Below are 16,437 nucleotides of genomic sequence, written 5' to 3'. Positions count from 1 at the left end.
TGCCCACCACCACCCGCACCCCATCGCCCACCCGCACCCCATCGCCCACCCGCACCCCATCGCCCACCCGCACTGCTACCAGCGTGCCGGTGCCTACGGCGACCCGAACCCCGTCGCCCACCCGCACGGCTACCAGCGTGCCCGTGCCAACGGCGACCCGCACACCCTCGCCCACCCGGACACCGTCGCCCACCCGCACGGCTACCAATGTGCCCGTGCCTACGGCGACCCGTACACCCTCGCCCACCCGCACGGCTACCAGTGTGCCGGTGCCAACTGCAACTCGCACGCCATCGCCCACTCGCACCGCCACCAGCGTGCCGGTGCCAACTGCAACCCGTACCCCGTCGCCCACCCGCACCGCCACCAGTGTGCCCGTGCCAACTGCAACTCGCACCCCGTCGCCCACCCGCACCGCCACCAGTGTGCCCGTGCCAACTGCAACTCGCACCCCGTCGCCCACCCGCACCCCGTCCCCCACCCGGACACCAACAACTCTGCCAGAAGCAACCACCACGCCTCGTAGCTATCCGGCAGGAACCCTCCTGATCAGCGAAATCCTCGCAGCACCACGTGACCTATTCACCCATGAGTGGGTCGAACTCTATAATCCTGGAACCGCAACGATTGATCTACAGGGATGGAGCCTGGACGATGAAGTGGATGGAGGGGCACAACGTCTTGAGGGGATGATCGAACCTGAGGCATATCTGGTGATTGAGCTTGGACGAGCTATCCTCAATAATAGCGGTGATACCGTCCGGCTCTTTGGCCCAGATGGCGCGTTGATCGACTCCTATCGCTTTGGGGCAACAACGCCCGATGTCAGCTTTACGCGCAATGTCCAGACAAACACCTGGAGTACCAGTGAGGCCCCGTCACCAGGTACCGGGATGGTCAAGGTGCCGACGAGGGCGAACACACCTACCGTTGTAAGCAATAGCAGCACCGGCAGTCACGAGCCAACCTCAGAGCCATCAACCAGGCCCGAGGCAACAACCTCCCCGCGTGCAACATCTATGCCTACGGCAACCTGGCCCAACGAGCCAGGGCCTGCCCCAACGTATGCCGCTCAGCCCGGTGCGTTGTATCAAGGACGGATTGAGCAAGAAGAGATACCTCCAACCGAGACCGTGCTCGCCAATCCAGAACCAACAACCCAACCGACCGAGCTTACGAGCGCGCTCGAACCTGTACGAGCGAAGCAACCCTTGCCCTGGATGCTCATTGCAGGGCTCGTCCTCATCATGGCTGCATCTGGGTTCCTCCTGCATGATCAAAGAACACAGAAAAAGCCGTAGTCTGGGAACAAAGTTTCTGACCTTCCCAGGAGTGAGGGCGGGACGCCCTCGCTCCTGGGAAGGTCAGAAACTTATTCGACAGCAAGGCAAGGCTGTGCTAAAATTCACCAATCTATCGCCTCAAATCGCCAACGGAGGTTTCCGATGCGGATCGAGCGTAATCTGGGGATGGATCTTGTGCGCGCCACCGAAGCCGCTGCCCTGCGCAGTGGTCGTTGGATGGGTCGCGGCGACAAAATCCGCGCCGACCAGGCAGCAGTTGATGCTATGCGGTACGCCCTTGATAGCGTGCCAATGGACGGGGTCGTTGTCATCGGTGAAGGCGAGAAAGACGAAGCGCCGATGCTTTATGTCGGTGAGCGCGTTGGGGCAGGTGAAGGTCCTGAAATGGACGTGGCCGTTGATCCTGTTGAAGGCACAACCCTGCTCGCCGAAGGTATGCCCGGGGCAATTGCCGTGATTGCCATGGCCGAACGCGGTGCTCTCTATAATTGGCAGGGCATTGCCTACATGGATAAACTCGCCGTCGGCGAGCGCGCCAAAGGTGTGATTGATATTAATGCACCAGTGGCGTACAATGTCCGTGCCGTTGCCCGTACCCTCGGCAAACAGATCGAAGATGTGACGGTGGTGGTGCTTGATCGTCCACGCCATAAGGATTTGATTAAAGAAATCCGGGAGACCGGGGCACGGATCAAGCTGATCCTCCACGGTGATGTGAGCGCAGGCATTATGACAGCGATCGAGAATCCACCTGCCGATATTTTGATGGGCATTGGTGGTGCGCCCGAGGCAGTCATTACCGCGGCCGCCCTCAAGTGCCTCGGTGGCGAGATGCAGTGCAAGGTTTGGCCTCGGAATGATGAAGAACGGGCACAGATCGAGGCATTGCAACTTGATGTAAATAAGATCTTTACGACAAGAGATCTGGTCAAAGGCGAAAATGTCTATATTGCCGCCACTGGCATTACCGCTGGCGAGTTTCTTCGTGGCACTGAGTATTTCGGCGGTGGTGCCCGTACGCATAGTGTGGTGATGCGCTCACGCTCAGGAACGGTGCGCTATATTGATGCAACGCACCGCTGGGATAAGCTGATGCGGATCAGCAATATGCCCTATGGATGATCGTTTCTATGCAGTCGTTGTCCTTACGTGATACGCTCGTACGCTCACCCGCAATGGTCGCCGCCCTCGCCCTCGCCCTCGGTGGGGTCGTGGGCGGTGCTTCTGCGTTTGGCCCCCTCTATGCGTTTGCCGGGTTGTTGGCTCTGCTTGCCGCTGCCCTGATGCTCGTTTCGACCCAGGTCGGGTTATTGACGGTCTTTGCGATTGTGACGCTGATTCCGTTTGCGACGGTGCCGTTCCGGGCGATCATTACCCCCAATTTCTTGACCCTCGCCCTGCTCGCCCTCACCGGGGTCTGGGTGCTGCGTATGCTCGCTCGCCCCGACCAGTATGATCTGCGCCTCACGAGCCTCGCGCTTCCGCTCTTTGGTTTCCTGAGTCTCACCTTCTTTTCGTTGATCCTTGGCGCTCGTGGCTTGCCTGATACGACGACGCTTCATAATTATGTCAAGTTTGTTCTCGGCGTGCTGCTCTATGTGAGTGTGGTGAATACGGTGCGAACGCGCACGCAGGCGCGACAGGCACTCCGCGGGTTGATTCTGGTTGGCGGTGCGGCTGCGCTCGTGGCGTTGATCCTCTGGGCGCTCAATGATGCCTGGGCGCTCCGTATTCTTGTGAGCCTCGGGCCACTCAGCTATCCAACAAGCGGGCGCGTATTGCGGTATGTCGAAGATGATGTCAATGGCCTCGAACGGGCCATCGGCTTCTCGGTCGATCCGAATAGTTTTGGCGGGATGCTCGCCCTCGTTGTCGCCATCGCCGCCGCGCAGCTGGTCGCCGTTCGCCCCCTCTTGCCCCGCTGGAGCCTCGCGGTTCTGGTGACGCTGATGACCGTGGCGCTCTTGCTGACGTTTTCGCGGGCGGCCCTCTTCGGGCTGATCTTTGCCGCTGCCTACCTGGCAACCATGCGCTACCGCCAACTCTGGGGGGTGATGGTGGGCGTCGGAGTCGTCGGTGCGATCCTCTTGCTCACCCTTGGATTTGGCGAGGAGTTTGTCGCCCGCGTGGTCAGCGGGGTGCAATTTGAAGACCAGGCGCAGCAGATGCGCCTCGCCGAATTCCGCAACGCTCTCGCGATTATTCAGCGCTATCCCGCGTTTGGCATTGGCTTCGGCCAGGCCCCCGATCTCGATCTGACCGCCGGGGTGAGCAGCATCTATCTGGCGATTGGGCAGCGTATTGGTCTGATTGGACTCGCAGCGTTTCTCGGCACCATCGGGGCCTGGTTTGTCACGACCATCAAGGCGCTCAAGGTGATCGATGAAGAGCGGGCCAGCTGGGTGCTCGGCTGTCAGGCCGGGATCGTCGCCGCGCTGGCCGTTGGTCTGGCCGATCACTATTTTTTCAATATCGAATTCAGCCATATGGTCGCACTCTTCTGGGGGACGATGGGGATGGCAATGGCGGTTGTTGATCTACCAACCGATGGAGAAGATGCGCAACCCTCACCGTCGCCGTGAATGGCTCGGCTTTTGGGTTTCGGCATTGATGCGCAATTGCGCTATGAAACGATGGGTGAGACACGAAACCGGAAACGCATGCGCTCGAATGATAAAGTGGGATGGGAACTGTGTGACGTATATGCTATACTATTGCCTGAGCTTTCAAGAAATAAATCAGGGAGTGCCGACTGAAGTCGGCGTCCGGCTCAGCCGACTTCAGTCGGCACTCCGGTACACCGGATGCCGGCTAAAGTCGGCACTCCTCAGACACACATAGTCTAGGACTGCTATATATGGCAGTTCGACGCGAGGGCACCGTGGTACAGCATGCACAGCTCATATTTTCCCTCGAGCGCTTTCTTGCGGTACAGCCCTATTACCCATGCTGCATCCTGGCCCATCCCGATCTTCGGCAGCTTCACGAGGCTGCCGCTATCATTCGTGAGCACTATGATTGGCCGGTTCTTTCGCTTGGCGCGGTTCTGAGCGAAGCACTACGTGATGTTGTCCCTCATCAGAGAGCTCAAACCACGCACGCGGTGCTGTGTGCGGCGCTCAGTCCCGTTGCTCCCGGCCCACTGCTCTGTGGCGAGATTGATCTGCTCTTTGAACCCTCGCTTCAGCTTGATCCGCTCCGGCTTTTGCGCGAGGTAAGCCGCAGCGCGACGATCATCGTGCTCTGGCCAGGTACGATCCTCGCTGGCACCCTCGCCTATGCGGTGCCAGCCCATCATCACTATCGTACCTGGCGAAGTACCGACCTCATGGCAGAATGCGTTGTTTCGTTGTAGCTCGACGAGGTTGTCTATGCGCTACCGCGATCTTGTTCAGTTTGAACCCATCGAGAGTGTGATCAAGATCAATACGGCCGACGATAAAGTGGCGGCGGCAGCATTGGTGCAGAGCTATGTGATCTCGGATCGCATGGCGGATCAGCTCGTCAACCTGGTCTTTCCCCAGTTGCAGATTGATCGTCCGATCGATAACAAGGGCGTGCTGGTCGTTGGCAATTATGGCACTGGCAAATCTCACCTGATGTCGGTTATCTCGGCGCTGGCCGAGCATGGCGATCTGGTGGCTCAGGTGCGCCATCCGACGGTGCGGGCCAACCTGGCGCCGCTTGCCGGGCGCTTTCTGGTGGTGCGTACAGAGATCGGTGGGGTTGAGCGCAGTCTGCGCGATATTGTGCTTGCCGAGCTTGAAGCTTTCCTCGATCGGGTCGGTACGCCCTATCACTTCCCGCCGGCGTCGCAGCTTACCAATCACCTTGGGCCGCTGACCGAGGCGCTCCAGGTTTTTGCTGAGCGCTATCCCGACAAGGGCATCCTGTTTGTGCTTGATGAGATGCTTGATTATCTGCGCTCACGCGAGGAACGGGCGCTCATTCTTGATCTTGGCTTCTTGCGTGAGCTCGGTGAGGTGGCAAAGGTGACGCCGTTGCGCTTTCTGGGCGGTGTGCAAGAAACCCTCTTTGATAATCCACGCTTTGCCTTTGTGGCCGAGCAGCTGCGCCGGGTGCGCGATCGCTTTGAGCAGGTGCGCATTGCCCGCGAAGATATTGCCTATGTGGTTGCCGAGCGTTTGCTTGGCAAGTCTGATGAGCAACTGGCGCGGATTACGGCGCATCTGCGCGGTTTTACCGGGCTCTATCCGTTGCTCGCCGAGCGTTTGAACGAGTTCGCTCGTCTCTTCCCCATCCATCCAGCCTATATCGACACCTTTGAACGGGTCTATGTCGCCGAGAAGCGTGAAGTGCTCAGGACGTTGAGCGCGGCGATCCGGACGGTGCTGGATCGGCCTGTCCCCGTCGAGCAGCCCGGGCTGATTGCTTACGATCACTATTGGCAGGTGTTGCGTGATAATCCAAGTCTGCGCACGCTCCCAGGTGTGGCCGATGTTGTGGAGAAGAGCAATGTCCTGGAAGGGCGTATCACGAATGCCTATACGCGCAAGCAACTTCAGCCAATGGCGATCCGCATCATCCATGCCTTGAGCGTGCATCGGCTGACGACCAGCGATATCTATGCGCCACTGGGTGTGACGGCGGAAGAACTGCGCGATCAGCTCTGTTTGTGGACGCCGATGCCCGAGGCGGATGCTGGCTTTCTGGCGGATACCGTCCAGGTGGCGCTCAAAGAAATTATGCGCACGGTCAGTGGGCAATATATCTCGCATAATGCCGAGAACGGTCAGTATTATCTCAATCTCAAAAAGACGGTTGATTTTGATGCAAAGATCGCGGAACGCGGTGCGTTCATGGAGGAACGTGATCTCAATCGCTACTTCTTCGATGCGCTGCAGCGCTTGCTCAATCTGACGACCAGTACCTATGTGCCGAATGTGCGCATCTGGCCGTATGAACTCCCCTGGGAAGCGCGCAAGGTGACCCGGCCCGGGTATCTCTTCTGTACCCTTCCAAGTGAGCGCAGTACGGCGCAACCGCCGCTCGATTTTAACCTCTACTTCCTGCCTCCGTTTGGCGCGCCTGCGAAGCTTGCCGATGGCGAGGCGCATGAAGTGCTGTTCCAACTCCAGGGGCTTGGGAGCGACTTCACGGAACTGGTACGGCTCTATGCTGGCGCACAAGCAATGGCTGCCGAGTCGCCCAACTATCGCCAGGAGTATGAGGATAAGGCGCGCAGCCATCTGCACACGTTGCTGGGCTGGCTCCGCCAGCATCTGACCAGCCAACTCAAGATTATTCACCAGGGTGTCGCGAAGACGGTTGCCGAGGTGCTGGCGAAAACACGCAGCAGCGCGAGCAGCGACCTCGAAGAGTTGCTCCGTGTGCTGGCGGCACATGTGCTAGCGCCCGAGTTCGCCGCCCGCTACCCCGAGTATCCGGCCTTTACGCGCCTGGCTCAGCCCGTGACCGAACAGGCGCGGAGCCAGAGCGCGATGGACGCGATCCGCGCTCTGGCTGGGCGTGGACGCACGAACCTGGGGCTAGCGGTGCTGGATGGGCTGAAGTTGCTTGATGCCGAGGATCGCATCAAGCCACTGAACTCGCCCTATGCCCGCCACTTCCTTGATCTGCTGCTGGCCAAAGGCGAAACCCAAGTGGTCAATCAAGGTGAGGTTATTGAGCAGGTGGCTGGTGGCTTGAAACCGATCTTGAAAGATGTCCGTTTCGGGCTTGAGCCAGAATGGGTGGCCGTGGTGCTCCTGGCACTCGCCTACGATGGACAGATCACGGTGAGTCTTGGGAGCGATGAGAAGTTGATCGATGCCGGGACGATCGAGCGCGCCGCGACGGTGGCGCTGGAGTCGCTGGCCGATTTCAGGTTTTATCGGCGGCCAAAAGCGCTGCCACTGCCCGTCTGGACGATGATCTTCGAGGCCTTCGGCCTGCAACCGGCACTGCTCCGCAGCACAATTGATCGTGATCGTGAGCAGGCGGTGACGCTGCTATGGGAGCACGTGCAGAAAGAGGTGCGTCAGGTCGTCGCGTGGCAAACAAACGTCCAGGGTGGGCTCACGCTCTGGAATCAGCCCCTCTTCACCGACCGGTTTACCTATCAGATCCAGGGGGGCCAGGTGATCAATGCTGATCTGCCGAGCGTGACCCTGAGCCAGACGGCCTTGCTGCCCTATCTCAAGAAGACGAAAGAGTTCCTTGAGGTGCTGGCGCGTTATGACAAACCTGGCAAGCTGCGGAACATGACCCTGAGCACCGCCGAGACGGAACAGGCGCTTGCGGATCGGCTCGTTGCCCAGCGAACGCGGGACGTGCTTGAGGTCATCGGCCAACTTCAACCGCTCACCAGTTATTTGAGCGAGGCAGGCGCCATGCTGCCTGAGGAGTATCCGCAACCTGACGATGCCTGGGTGAAGCAAGCGAACGCCGCCCGCGATGCATTGCTGCGCGAGATGCGCTTGCTGGCTCGTGGTGAGGACAGGGTCGATCTTGTGACCTGGCGACGTCGGCTGGAGGAGTTGCGACGCGAGTATATGCGGTGCTATAGCGAACTGCACACGGCTCACGTCCTTGGACCGGCCGATGATGACCGGCGCGCCCGGCTCTTGCGCGACCCACGGGTTGATCAACTGAAAACCCTGCGCACCGTTGATATTCTGCCTGGTCAAGAACTGGATCGCTGGAGCAAGGCCGTCATTGATCTGCCGGCATGTCGCGACTTTCACGTCGGTATGTTGGACGATAGCCCGACCTGTCGCTGTGGATACCGCCCCCAACGCAGTGGCGGGCCAACCGCAGCAAGACGGCTGGAAATGTTGCATGAGCAACTTGGGAGCCTTCAGAGCCAATGGCACGCTGCGCTGCGCCAGAATCTGCAATCCGAGACCGCCCAGCAGAGTATGAGCTCCATGACGTCGGCGGAACGTCGGCCCATTGATGCCTACCTTACGACCACCGATCCCGCCTCAACCCCGCTCCCCGAGGGTCTGGTCAAAGCGATTAACCAGGCGCTGCGCGGCCTGCAGACGGTGGCAATCAACCCAGACCAACTGCTGATTGCGCTGCAAACTGGCGGCTTACCCTGCACCGTTGAGGAATTGAAGCAGCGCTTCGAGCGCTACCTCCGCCAGACCATGAGCGGACACGATCCGCGTGACACCCGGCTGACGATTGAGTAAAATGTAAATACTTGAAGCGGTACGAAGACAATTAGACGACCTCATGCCAAGAAAACTACGTGAACTTATTCAAGACTTGCAGGACGCTGGTTTTTACACCATTCCTGGTGGAAAAGGCTCGCATCGGAAATTTACGCATTCGAACTATCCTGGCGCAGTGACGTTAAGCGGCAAGAATGGTGATGATGCCAAGCCGTATCAAGAGCGACAGGTCAAACAGGCAATTGAGCAGGTGAAACTATGAAAGTAGTTGATCAATATCATAAATGGGTTGAGTGGAGTGATGAAGATCAGACGTATGTAGGCAAGTGTCCCGATCTCATAACGGGTATTCACGGGGACGATCCCGTTCGTCTGTACGCAGAGTTATGCGCTGTTGTGGATGAGGTCATTCGGCACTTCCAAGCCACGGGACGGATGCTCCCTCGCCCGCGAGTGCGACCTATGCAAGAAGTTGTCTAGGACTACCAACATGGCTCAGACACCACTCTTCTCAGATCAGGCGTCTCCAACCGGCCCCGTCGAGTGCCTTGGTTTGACCTTTGCCAACGACGAGGCCCGCCGCGCCTATTTCACTGAAAAGCTCCGCGAGAAGCTGCGTGATCCCGCGTTTCGCACGATCGAAGGGTTCCCCGTTGGCACCGATGAGGATATCCTGGCGCTCTCTGATCCGCCCTACTACACCGCCTGCCCCAATCCGTTTCTTGAGGATTTTGTGCGCGTGTATGGCACGCCGTATGATGCAACTGAGGCGTATAACAAAGAGCCCTTTGCTGCCGATGTGAGCGAAGGAAAAAATGACCCCATTTACAATGCCCACTCGTATCATACCAAAGTGCCGCACAAAGCCATTATGCGCTATATCCTGCACTATACTAAACCAGGCGATCTTGTCTTCGATGGCTTTTGTGGTACAGGGATGACGGGGGTAGCGGCCCAGATGTGTGCAAATCCCGATCCAGCCTTCAAGGCGAAGATCGAACAGGAGTGGCAAGAAGCGGGTCGGGGCAAGCCAGCATGGGGTGCGCGTCGCGCCATACTGGGTGACCTCTCGCCAGCGGCGACGTTTATTGCGTATAACTATAATACGCCAGTGGATGGAAGTTCATTCGAGTTAGATGCTCGCCAACTCCTTGCCGATTTTGAGCAAACATATGGCTGGATGTATGCCACGATACATACAAATGGCAATCAAGGTCGGATTAACTACACTGTATGGTCTGATGTTTTTCTATGTAATAATTGTCAAGGTGAAATTATTTTTTGGAATGAAGCCGTTGAAGAAGGTGAAATAAAAAATGAAATATACTGTCCTCATTGTAGTACAAAAGTAACCAAAGCATCTTTGAATAGAACTCAATCAACCATACTGGATCCTGTTACGTTGCAGCCTGCCCAACGTGCCCGCCGTGTTCCAGTCCTCATTTGTTACAATGTGGGCAAAGAACGCTTTGAAAAGAAGCCTGATCAGTATGATTTAGATGTGCTTGAGCGGATCGAGCGAGAAGCAGTGCCATACTGGGTTCCAACACGACGAATCGACGAGGATATCGATCTTTGGCTTGAGCGTGACTATCGAAGTCTTGGTATCTACAGCATTGACCATTTTTTTTCGCGACGTAATCTGATTATGGTTTCGTATTTCAAAGAGGCAATGAAGCAATTTAATGGACGAGAGCGTCAGTTCCTCTGGTTCTGGTTTGAATCGGTTTTAATGGGGTTTTCGTTATTAAATAGATATCGAGTTAATGGTTTTTCTCAAGTCAATCAACTACTTAGTGGCACTCTCTATGTAGGTTCAGTACAAGCAGAAATAAGCCCTTGGTATGCCCTTGAAGGCAAAATAAAACGTCTCAAGAGCTTTGGTTTTGCAAAGCCAAATCATTGCATATGCACCACAGGTTCAACAGTAGCAATTGGCCTTCCAGACAATTCGGTAGATTATATTTTTACCGATCCGCCATTTGGAAGCAATATCATCTATTCAGATCTCAGTATAGTTTGGGAGTCCTGGTTAAGCATCTCAACCAATACGAAGAGTGAGGCCGTTATCCACAGGCGAAAGCAAACTGGCGCGGCGACAATCGATATTTACACGAACATGATGACCCTCTGTTTTCGTGAGATGCATCGTGTACTAAAACCTGGCCGTTGGATGACGGTTGAGTTTTCAAATACAAAAGCCTCCGTTTGGAATGCTATTCAGCTTGCTTTAACACAGGCTGGATTCGTTGTCGCTAATGTAGCGGCTTTAGACAAGCAAATGGGCTCTTTCAAAGCTGTCACCACTCCCACGGCGGTCAAGCAGGATCTCGTCATTTCCTGCTATAAGCCTAATGGCGGGCTTGAAACGCGTTTTGCGCAAGCGCAGGGTAGTGAGATGGGGGCCTGGGATTTCATCAGAAACCATCTACGCTACCTGCCAATCTTTCAGAGCAAAGCTGGTCAGGCGAGCGAGATCGTGGAACGCACCCCACGCATCCTGTATGATCGGCTCGTGGCCTATTTCGTGCGCCACGGTTACGCGGTTCCTCTCTCAGCGCAGGAGTTCCAGGCAGGACTGGCCCAACGCTTTCCTCCACGCGACGGCATGTACTTCTTGCCCGAGCAGATCGCCGAATACGAACGCAAACGCATGACCGTACGTGAGGTACAACAACTCGCAATCTACGTTACCAGCGAAGACTCGGCGATCCAGTGGATCAAGCAACAACTGACCAACAAACCACAGACGATTGCCGAATTGACCCCGCAATTTATGCGCGAGCTCAATGCCTGGCCGAAACATGAGCAACTTCTCGAATTACGCATGCTGCTCGAGGAGAATTTTCTATCCTACACCGGTGCCACCGCAATTCCGGCGCAGATTGTCACCTGGATGAAGAAGAGCAGCGATCTGCGTGATCTCATCGCCGACGAGCTAGCGCGTGGCACCGCAACAGCCGAGCAAGGTGCCCTGACCACCGCCAACCCGCGCCTGAACAACGCCGCCCGCGATCGCTGGTATGTGCCCGATCCCAACCGCGCCATCGACCTTGAGCAACTTCGCACCCGGAGTCTCCTGAAAGAGTTTGCCACCTATCTGGAAGGAACCCGTAAGCTCAAACAATTCCGCAGCGAAGCAATCAAGGCTGGCTTCAAGCAGGCCTGGAACGCCAAAGAGTACGCGACGATCGTTCAGGTCGCCGAGCGGCTGCCAGAGAGTGTGGTGCAGGAAGACCCGGATCTGCTGATGTACTACGATAACGCAAGCCTGCGGGTGGGGTAGGTAACTTCGTGCACACATGAAGAAGATCGAACAGCAGCCCAAGCGCTAGGCCGGGTGGTGCTTGACAACCCAGCGGCGCATTAGTTCGACAGTGAAGTGGTAGTGTGTCCCGTTGAGGGCGATGACATCGTGGCGCACAAGGGGCTTCAGCACGGCTTCCAGTTCGGTGTCGGGCAAGCCAGTGGCCGCCACAAGTTGCTCGCGCGTGAGACCCTCAGGGTGCGGGGCCAGGGTGCGCAATACCTGTAGTTGACCGGTTGCTTGCCCGCGCTCGGCCTGGTTCCAGACGCCACTGAAATAGGCTTCACCATCACGAAAGAACTCGGGCGCGGCGATCACCTGGTCGACATCTTCGCGCTCAAACCGCCGTGCTTGTTCACGCCCCTCCTCGAAGCTCAGGCGGTTGAAGCGGCTCACCAGGGCGTGGCCGATGAGTTGCACCAGAAAGGGTTGGCCGTTTGTCAGGGCGATGATGTGTTCGATAGCCGCCTCATCGTAGTCGAGGTCAAAGTCGGGGGAAGGTTCAATGATCAAGCGTCGCGCCGCTTCCGGGCTGAGGAAACTGACGCGAATGCCGGTGACGCTCCCAAACAGGGGATGCCAGTAGTCGTGGCGCCGCTCTTCCAGGCTGTAGAGGCCCGCAAAAGCAAGGACAAACCAGGGAAAAGTCGTGAAGGTGCCACGCCAGAACTCGAACAGATCAGGGGTGAGGTGTCCTGCCTCGATCTGGGTCTCAAGTTTCTCGAACTCGTCGATCGCAATGATCAGCCGTCGTCCGGCTCGCACGGGATCGAGTCGCTTGAGAAAGCGCGTAAAGCTCAAGTAGGGCCGTTCGACGGAAAAATCGGCTTCAACTGGTTCTTCCAGGCCGCTGAGACCTTGCGCCACAGCCTCGTCGTAGATGTGCAGCGCTAGTAGGTAGAGCAGACCGGCTTCGTCACGCACCCGCCCAACACGCTGCATGTTGAAGTCAACAATGATCGTGCGGGGGCCAAAGCGTCGCCCCAGGTTGTGCAGGATGCTGGTCTTGCCCATGCGCCGGTGGCCGTAGATCACCACCGAAGGAATCCGACCCTCTGGGGCCCAGAGCTCCTCGAGGCGACGCATAATCTCCTCACGGCCGACAAAGCGCTCGCCCTCAGCCGGATTGTTGAGAATATAAGGATTGGAGACCGGCCCGGCCTGTGCGGCCCGGCCCACGAGCCCACCCTCGGTGATGATCAGCGCCTGCCACTGGCGAATGATCCGGCGCAATAAGGCTTGTTCGGGTGCCATCACGCGGGTCTGGACATCCTGATCAAGCGCTTTGAGCGCGTCAGTTGCCCGCAGCAGCGCAGCCTGCTTGTTGGCGCGACTGGTGCTATCGTAGTAGGCCTTGATGTGATGACCGACATCGGCGAGTTGACCCAGTGCCGTCAGCACCGCTGGACGCACGATCGCGTGCTGCGCAACGCTCAACGAGTTTGCCGTTCCCTGCGCTGACCGCCTGGAGCCAGCTGTATCACCCCATTGCTCTGGGTGGAACACCTGACTCGACGCGGATGAGAGTTGCTTGAGCTGCCGGTAGCCCAGAAAAGCCTCCATAGCCGCAAACATCTGGGCAAGCTCGGCCCCGCCGGGATAGGCTTGTAGATCGGTGTAACTTGCCCGCCAGCGAGCCAGATCAAAGGGCTGAGCGCCCGTTTCAATCTGCTCCTGCGCCTCCAGGAGATCGTGCAACATCCCGGCGAAATGGGTCAGCGGGGTGACGCGGCGGTCACGCAATGGGCGGGTCAGACCGTAGACCCAGCGTGGGTTATCAATGTTATACCGCTCTACCCAGCGCTGGTTTAATTCGGCGAGCAGCATCTGGCGTACGGACAGCCCCTTATCCCAGTCATACCTGTGAACTGGTGTGTTAAGGTACTCATCCACCACGGACGCATCAATAAGCCGATAGAGTACCTGAAGCGGCTGGTCATGATTATGCAGGTAGTGTTGCAAAGCCGCCTGGGCTGCCCAGCGTTGGCAAGGGTTACGCGAGACACTGACCAGCAGTTGCAACCCTTCCGCTTCCTCTTGCTGCAACTGGTGCAGCAAAAAAGCCCGGCTGAACGGCAGGGGCAGCACCCCAAACTCGTCCCAGACCACCGGATGTTGTCCACGCCGCCGGCTAAAGAGGGCGGGGAACAGCTGCAAGAGATAAAAGGGCAGGCGCAATGCTCCCACGCCGAACCACACACCGATCGCCGCACCGACCGCCGCGTCGCGCAACACGACGTCCAGCACGCCACCGACTATGCTTTCCCCCACGCCGCCCACCACGCCGTACGCTACGCCGCCCACCACGCCGTACGCTACGCCGCCCACCACACCGAGCGCCACGCCGAGCGCAACGCCGCCCACCACACCGAGCGCCACGCCGAACGCTACGCCGCCCACCACGCCGCCCACCACACCGAACGCTACGCCGCCCACCACACCGAGCGCTACGCCAACCACCACACCGAGCGCTACGCCAACCACCACGCCGAGCGCCATGCCAACCACCACGCCGCCTGCCACACCGCCTGCCTCGCTGGCTAACATGCTGAAGCCGCTCCCCACGCCGGACCACACGCCGACCACCACGCCGAACGCCACGCCGACCACCACGCCGAACGCCACGCCCTGCCAGTTTACTGGTGTACCCTGCAACCAGTTGACGCTTACGGCGAGCACACTACTCAGCACAAAGCTTAACCCTGGAACCATCAGCCAGAGATGCCGATACGCCTTGATCTGCCAAATCTTCCCTACTAGCCTCTTCCACCCTGCGTCGGCTTCCTGATAGAGTTCCGGTGCAGCCTGGTAGAGATACCATTTCAGTGCAGTGGGCTGGAAGAAGACCCAGGCCGCCAGTAACAGGTAGTGGCGCGGGTTAAGTGGGTTCAGGCAAGCGGGCAATGCGCCGCGGTAGGTAGGGAAGTTAGGCATTCGCTTACCCTCTGGTCTTCTGGCGGTACAATGCCGCCGCCGCTTGTTGCAAGCGCGCCGGGTGGCGTCCACTCTGTTCGAGCAACTCTGCGATCTCCTCCTCATCGAAACTGATCCCGGTGCCCGCCAGACGTGTCGTCAGGAAGTCACGCGCCTCGGCACGCTTAAAGGGTGGCACCTCAAGCGGATGGCAGATATTCGCCAGGGGCGAAACCTCGCTGAGCTTGTCGGGAAAGAGTTCGGCCAGGGGTTGCCCGCTCGCCACAACCAGGGTCAGAGGGGCCTTTGAACCATCGGCCAGACTGCGTAACTCCTGACGCACCTCAGCCGAGAACCGGTCACGGCGCATCTTCTCAATCTCGTCCAGGCAGAGAATATAGCGCCGTCCGGTTAATTGCCGAGCCAGATGATACCCACGGTAGAGTCGCGGCAGGCCGAGCTCGGCGCACAACGCTTCGAAGAAATCCTCATCACTGTGGATCAACTGCATATCAATCTGGAGCACTGCCTCGCTGGATATACCAGGCTGAGCAGAACTACGATGCTGGATCATGGCGAGCAGCGACGACTTACCAATCTCACGCGGCCCAATCAGCGAAAGGTTGCTTCCTTTGCCCAACTCCTCAAAAATCTGGCGCAACAACTCCTCGCGCCCAAAGAACTCAGCGGGGTCATCAATGCGTCCCCGGCGTCCGAAAGGATTGGGGGCGATCTTTGTCGTGGAGGCCGCTGGAACAGTGAGTGATTCTGGCGGAGCAACCGGCACCGCCACCCCATAGCCGCCCAGGACGATCAGCGTATTGCATACCGTCTCGTCGAGGCCGAGCAGTTTGGTGAGGAGCTGGAGACTCGCGAGCGGAATGCGGTTGGTGCCGTCCAGATATTTGTAGAGGGTAGTACGGTCGCACCCAAGTTGCTCGGCGAGCCAGGTTTTGGTGCCCTGAGGGCGACGGCCTTGCGTCTGTGCAAGATAGGCATCTACGGCAGCTTTGAGCTGGGCAAGGAATGCTTCAGGGTCGGCAGTAATTGGTTGATGCATTGTACCCTCGGAAGTGTGGTGCAAGCCGCGACATATTTCGTGGTGCATGTTGTTGTTTCGTCAACACGGACTACGCTACGCTAGGCATGTCGCAGCGCTGTGGCCCGGAGGTCCACCCCGGTACCGGATTGATCCCCCGGTGCGGTGGTCAGGCTTCAGTCATCAGGAGAAGGTCTATGTTGCTCGTTTTATTCCTCATCATTGCCTTGCTGCTTCACTGGCCCTACCGCTGGGTACGCACCTGGGATTTTCTAGGGCGCGAGGTGGGCGAGATGCGAGCCTTGATGTACCACTACACCTACGGCCCGCGCCACGACCGGCTCGACTACAATGGGCTCTCTCAGCTTCAAGTCTGGCTCTTGCAGATCATCACCACCGTCGCGGCACGGCTCCAGCCCGAACTGATTGCCTGGCTGGTTGAACTATTCCGGCACTTGCTGCCCTAATTTTACCATAGTTTTCACCTGTAATGGATGAGTCTGTCTCGCAGAAAGTGCCCCCAACCCACCGAAAACGCCATGGCTGCACACGAGCGTGGCACTGGCTCAGGCGGACAATATGCGCAAGATATGGTATCATGGCGAACACATCTGTAGCAATCCTAGACGATTTGTGTCTGAGGAGTGCCGGCTTATGGGTTTTAAGAATGAAAACAGGGAGTGCCGACTTCAACGCTTGGTGTGAGATCAGATGATCTACCAATCAATCAAA

The 16,437-nt window shown here is 57.9% G+C and carries 11 protein-coding genes; 8 read left to right on the top strand and 3 right to left on the bottom strand.

The annotated features are described in order from the left end of the window. Positions 1 to 451, bottom strand: a 451-nt coding sequence (locus tag EYB53_RS23190) for a hypothetical protein (protein ID WP_205712745.1), incomplete at its 3' end; no start/stop codon positions are given. Here EYB53_RS23190 and EYB53_RS23185 point away from each other — a divergent pair. The 7 genes from EYB53_RS23185 (at position 432) to EYB53_RS23155 (ending at position 11,732) form a co-directional block, all read left to right on the top strand. After that, on the top strand, positions 432 to 1,301 hold the full coding sequence (locus tag EYB53_RS23185) for a lamin tail domain-containing protein (RefSeq protein ID WP_167857569.1): 870 nt from the start codon (positions 432 to 434) through the stop codon (positions 1,299 to 1,301). The genes EYB53_RS23190 and EYB53_RS23185 overlap by 20 nt on opposite strands. A 144-nt stretch (positions 1,302 to 1,445) precedes the next feature. After that, positions 1,446 to 2,426: a class II fructose-bisphosphatase gene (glpX, locus tag EYB53_RS23180; RefSeq protein WP_167857568.1), complete on the top strand. Its 981-nt coding sequence runs from the start codon at positions 1,446 to 1,448 to the stop codon at positions 2,424 to 2,426. Positions 2,427 to 2,434: 8 nt separating this feature from the next. Further along, complete coding sequence (locus EYB53_RS23175; protein ID WP_254151210.1) at positions 2,435 to 3,886, top strand: O-antigen ligase family protein; 1,452 nt, start codon at positions 2,435 to 2,437, stop codon at positions 3,884 to 3,886. Positions 3,887 to 4,161: 275 nt separating this feature from the next. Continuing rightward, positions 4,162 to 4,659, top strand: a complete 498-nt coding sequence (brxF, locus tag EYB53_RS23170) for a BREX-3 system P-loop-containing protein BrxF (RefSeq protein WP_135481576.1) — start codon at positions 4,162 to 4,164, stop codon at positions 4,657 to 4,659. Positions 4,660 to 4,675: 16 nt separating this feature from the next. Then, positions 4,676 to 8,464 carry a DUF6079 family protein gene (locus tag EYB53_RS23165; RefSeq protein WP_135481574.1) on the top strand — a complete coding sequence of 1,263 codons (3,789 nt, stop codon included), beginning with the start codon at positions 4,676 to 4,678 and terminating at the stop codon, positions 8,462 to 8,464. A 43-nt stretch (positions 8,465 to 8,507) separates the two neighbouring features. Further along, positions 8,508 to 8,708, top strand: coding sequence for a type II toxin-antitoxin system HicA family toxin (locus EYB53_RS23160; protein ID WP_135481571.1), 201 nt, complete (start codon positions 8,508 to 8,510; stop codon positions 8,706 to 8,708). A gap of 228 nt (positions 8,709 to 8,936) precedes the next feature. Continuing rightward, positions 8,937 to 11,732 (top strand): DNA methyltransferase, encoded by a 2,796-nt coding sequence (locus tag EYB53_RS23155; protein ID WP_135481569.1) that lies wholly within the window; start codon positions 8,937 to 8,939, stop codon positions 11,730 to 11,732. Between the two features lie 45 nt (positions 11,733 to 11,777). Here the strand turns inward: EYB53_RS23155 and EYB53_RS23150 are convergent, their stop codons facing one another. Continuing rightward, a complete protein-coding gene (locus EYB53_RS23150; RefSeq protein WP_167857567.1) occupies positions 11,778 to 14,687 on the bottom strand; it encodes an AAA family ATPase in 2,910 nt (969 codons plus the stop codon). 4 nt (positions 14,688 to 14,691) lie between these two features. Continuing rightward, positions 14,692 to 15,726, bottom strand: coding sequence for an nSTAND1 domain-containing NTPase (locus EYB53_RS23145; RefSeq protein ID WP_167857566.1), 1,035 nt, complete (start codon positions 15,724 to 15,726; stop codon positions 14,692 to 14,694). 176 nt (positions 15,727 to 15,902) lie between these two features. Here EYB53_RS23145 and EYB53_RS23140 point away from each other — a divergent pair, with 176 nt between their 5' ends. Beyond that, positions 15,903 to 16,172 carry a hypothetical protein gene (locus tag EYB53_RS23140; protein WP_135481560.1) on the top strand — a complete coding sequence of 90 codons (270 nt, stop codon included), beginning with the start codon at positions 15,903 to 15,905 and terminating at the stop codon, positions 16,170 to 16,172. Positions 16,173 to 16,437 lie beyond the last annotated feature (265 nt).

Source organism: Candidatus Chloroploca mongolica (assembly GCF_004762035.2).
GTDB classification, from domain to species: Bacteria; Chloroflexota; Chloroflexia; order Chloroflexales; family Chloroflexaceae; genus Chloroploca; species Chloroploca mongolica.
Note: the sequence above shows the minus strand (reverse complement) of the source record. Positions and strands in the feature narration are given on the sequence as shown.

What these genes read in the sequence shown, in the direction of transcription:
- EYB53_RS23145 (WP_167857566.1), bottom strand. Translation starts at nt 15,726, where the DNA reads ATGCATCAACCAATTACTGCCGACCCTGAAGCATTCCTTGCCCAGCTC.
- brxF (WP_135481576.1), top strand. Translation starts at nt 4,162, where the DNA reads ATGGCAGTTCGACGCGAGGGCACCGTGGTACAGCATGCACAGCTCATA.
- glpX (WP_167857568.1), top strand. Translation starts at nt 1,446, where the DNA reads ATGCGGATCGAGCGTAATCTGGGGATGGATCTTGTGCGCGCCACCGAA.
- EYB53_RS23175 (WP_254151210.1), top strand. Translation starts at nt 2,435, where the DNA reads ATGCAGTCGTTGTCCTTACGTGATACGCTCGTACGCTCACCCGCAATG.
- EYB53_RS23155 (WP_135481569.1), top strand. Translation starts at nt 8,937, where the DNA reads ATGGCTCAGACACCACTCTTCTCAGATCAGGCGTCTCCAACCGGCCCC.
- EYB53_RS23160 (WP_135481571.1), top strand. Translation starts at nt 8,508, where the DNA reads ATGCCAAGAAAACTACGTGAACTTATTCAAGACTTGCAGGACGCTGGT.
- EYB53_RS23165 (WP_135481574.1), top strand. Translation starts at nt 4,676, where the DNA reads ATGCGCTACCGCGATCTTGTTCAGTTTGAACCCATCGAGAGTGTGATC.
- EYB53_RS23140 (WP_135481560.1), top strand. Translation starts at nt 15,903, where the DNA reads ATGTTGCTCGTTTTATTCCTCATCATTGCCTTGCTGCTTCACTGGCCC.
- EYB53_RS23150 (WP_167857567.1), bottom strand. Translation starts at nt 14,687, where the DNA reads ATGCCTAACTTCCCTACCTACCGCGGCGCATTGCCCGCTTGCCTGAAC.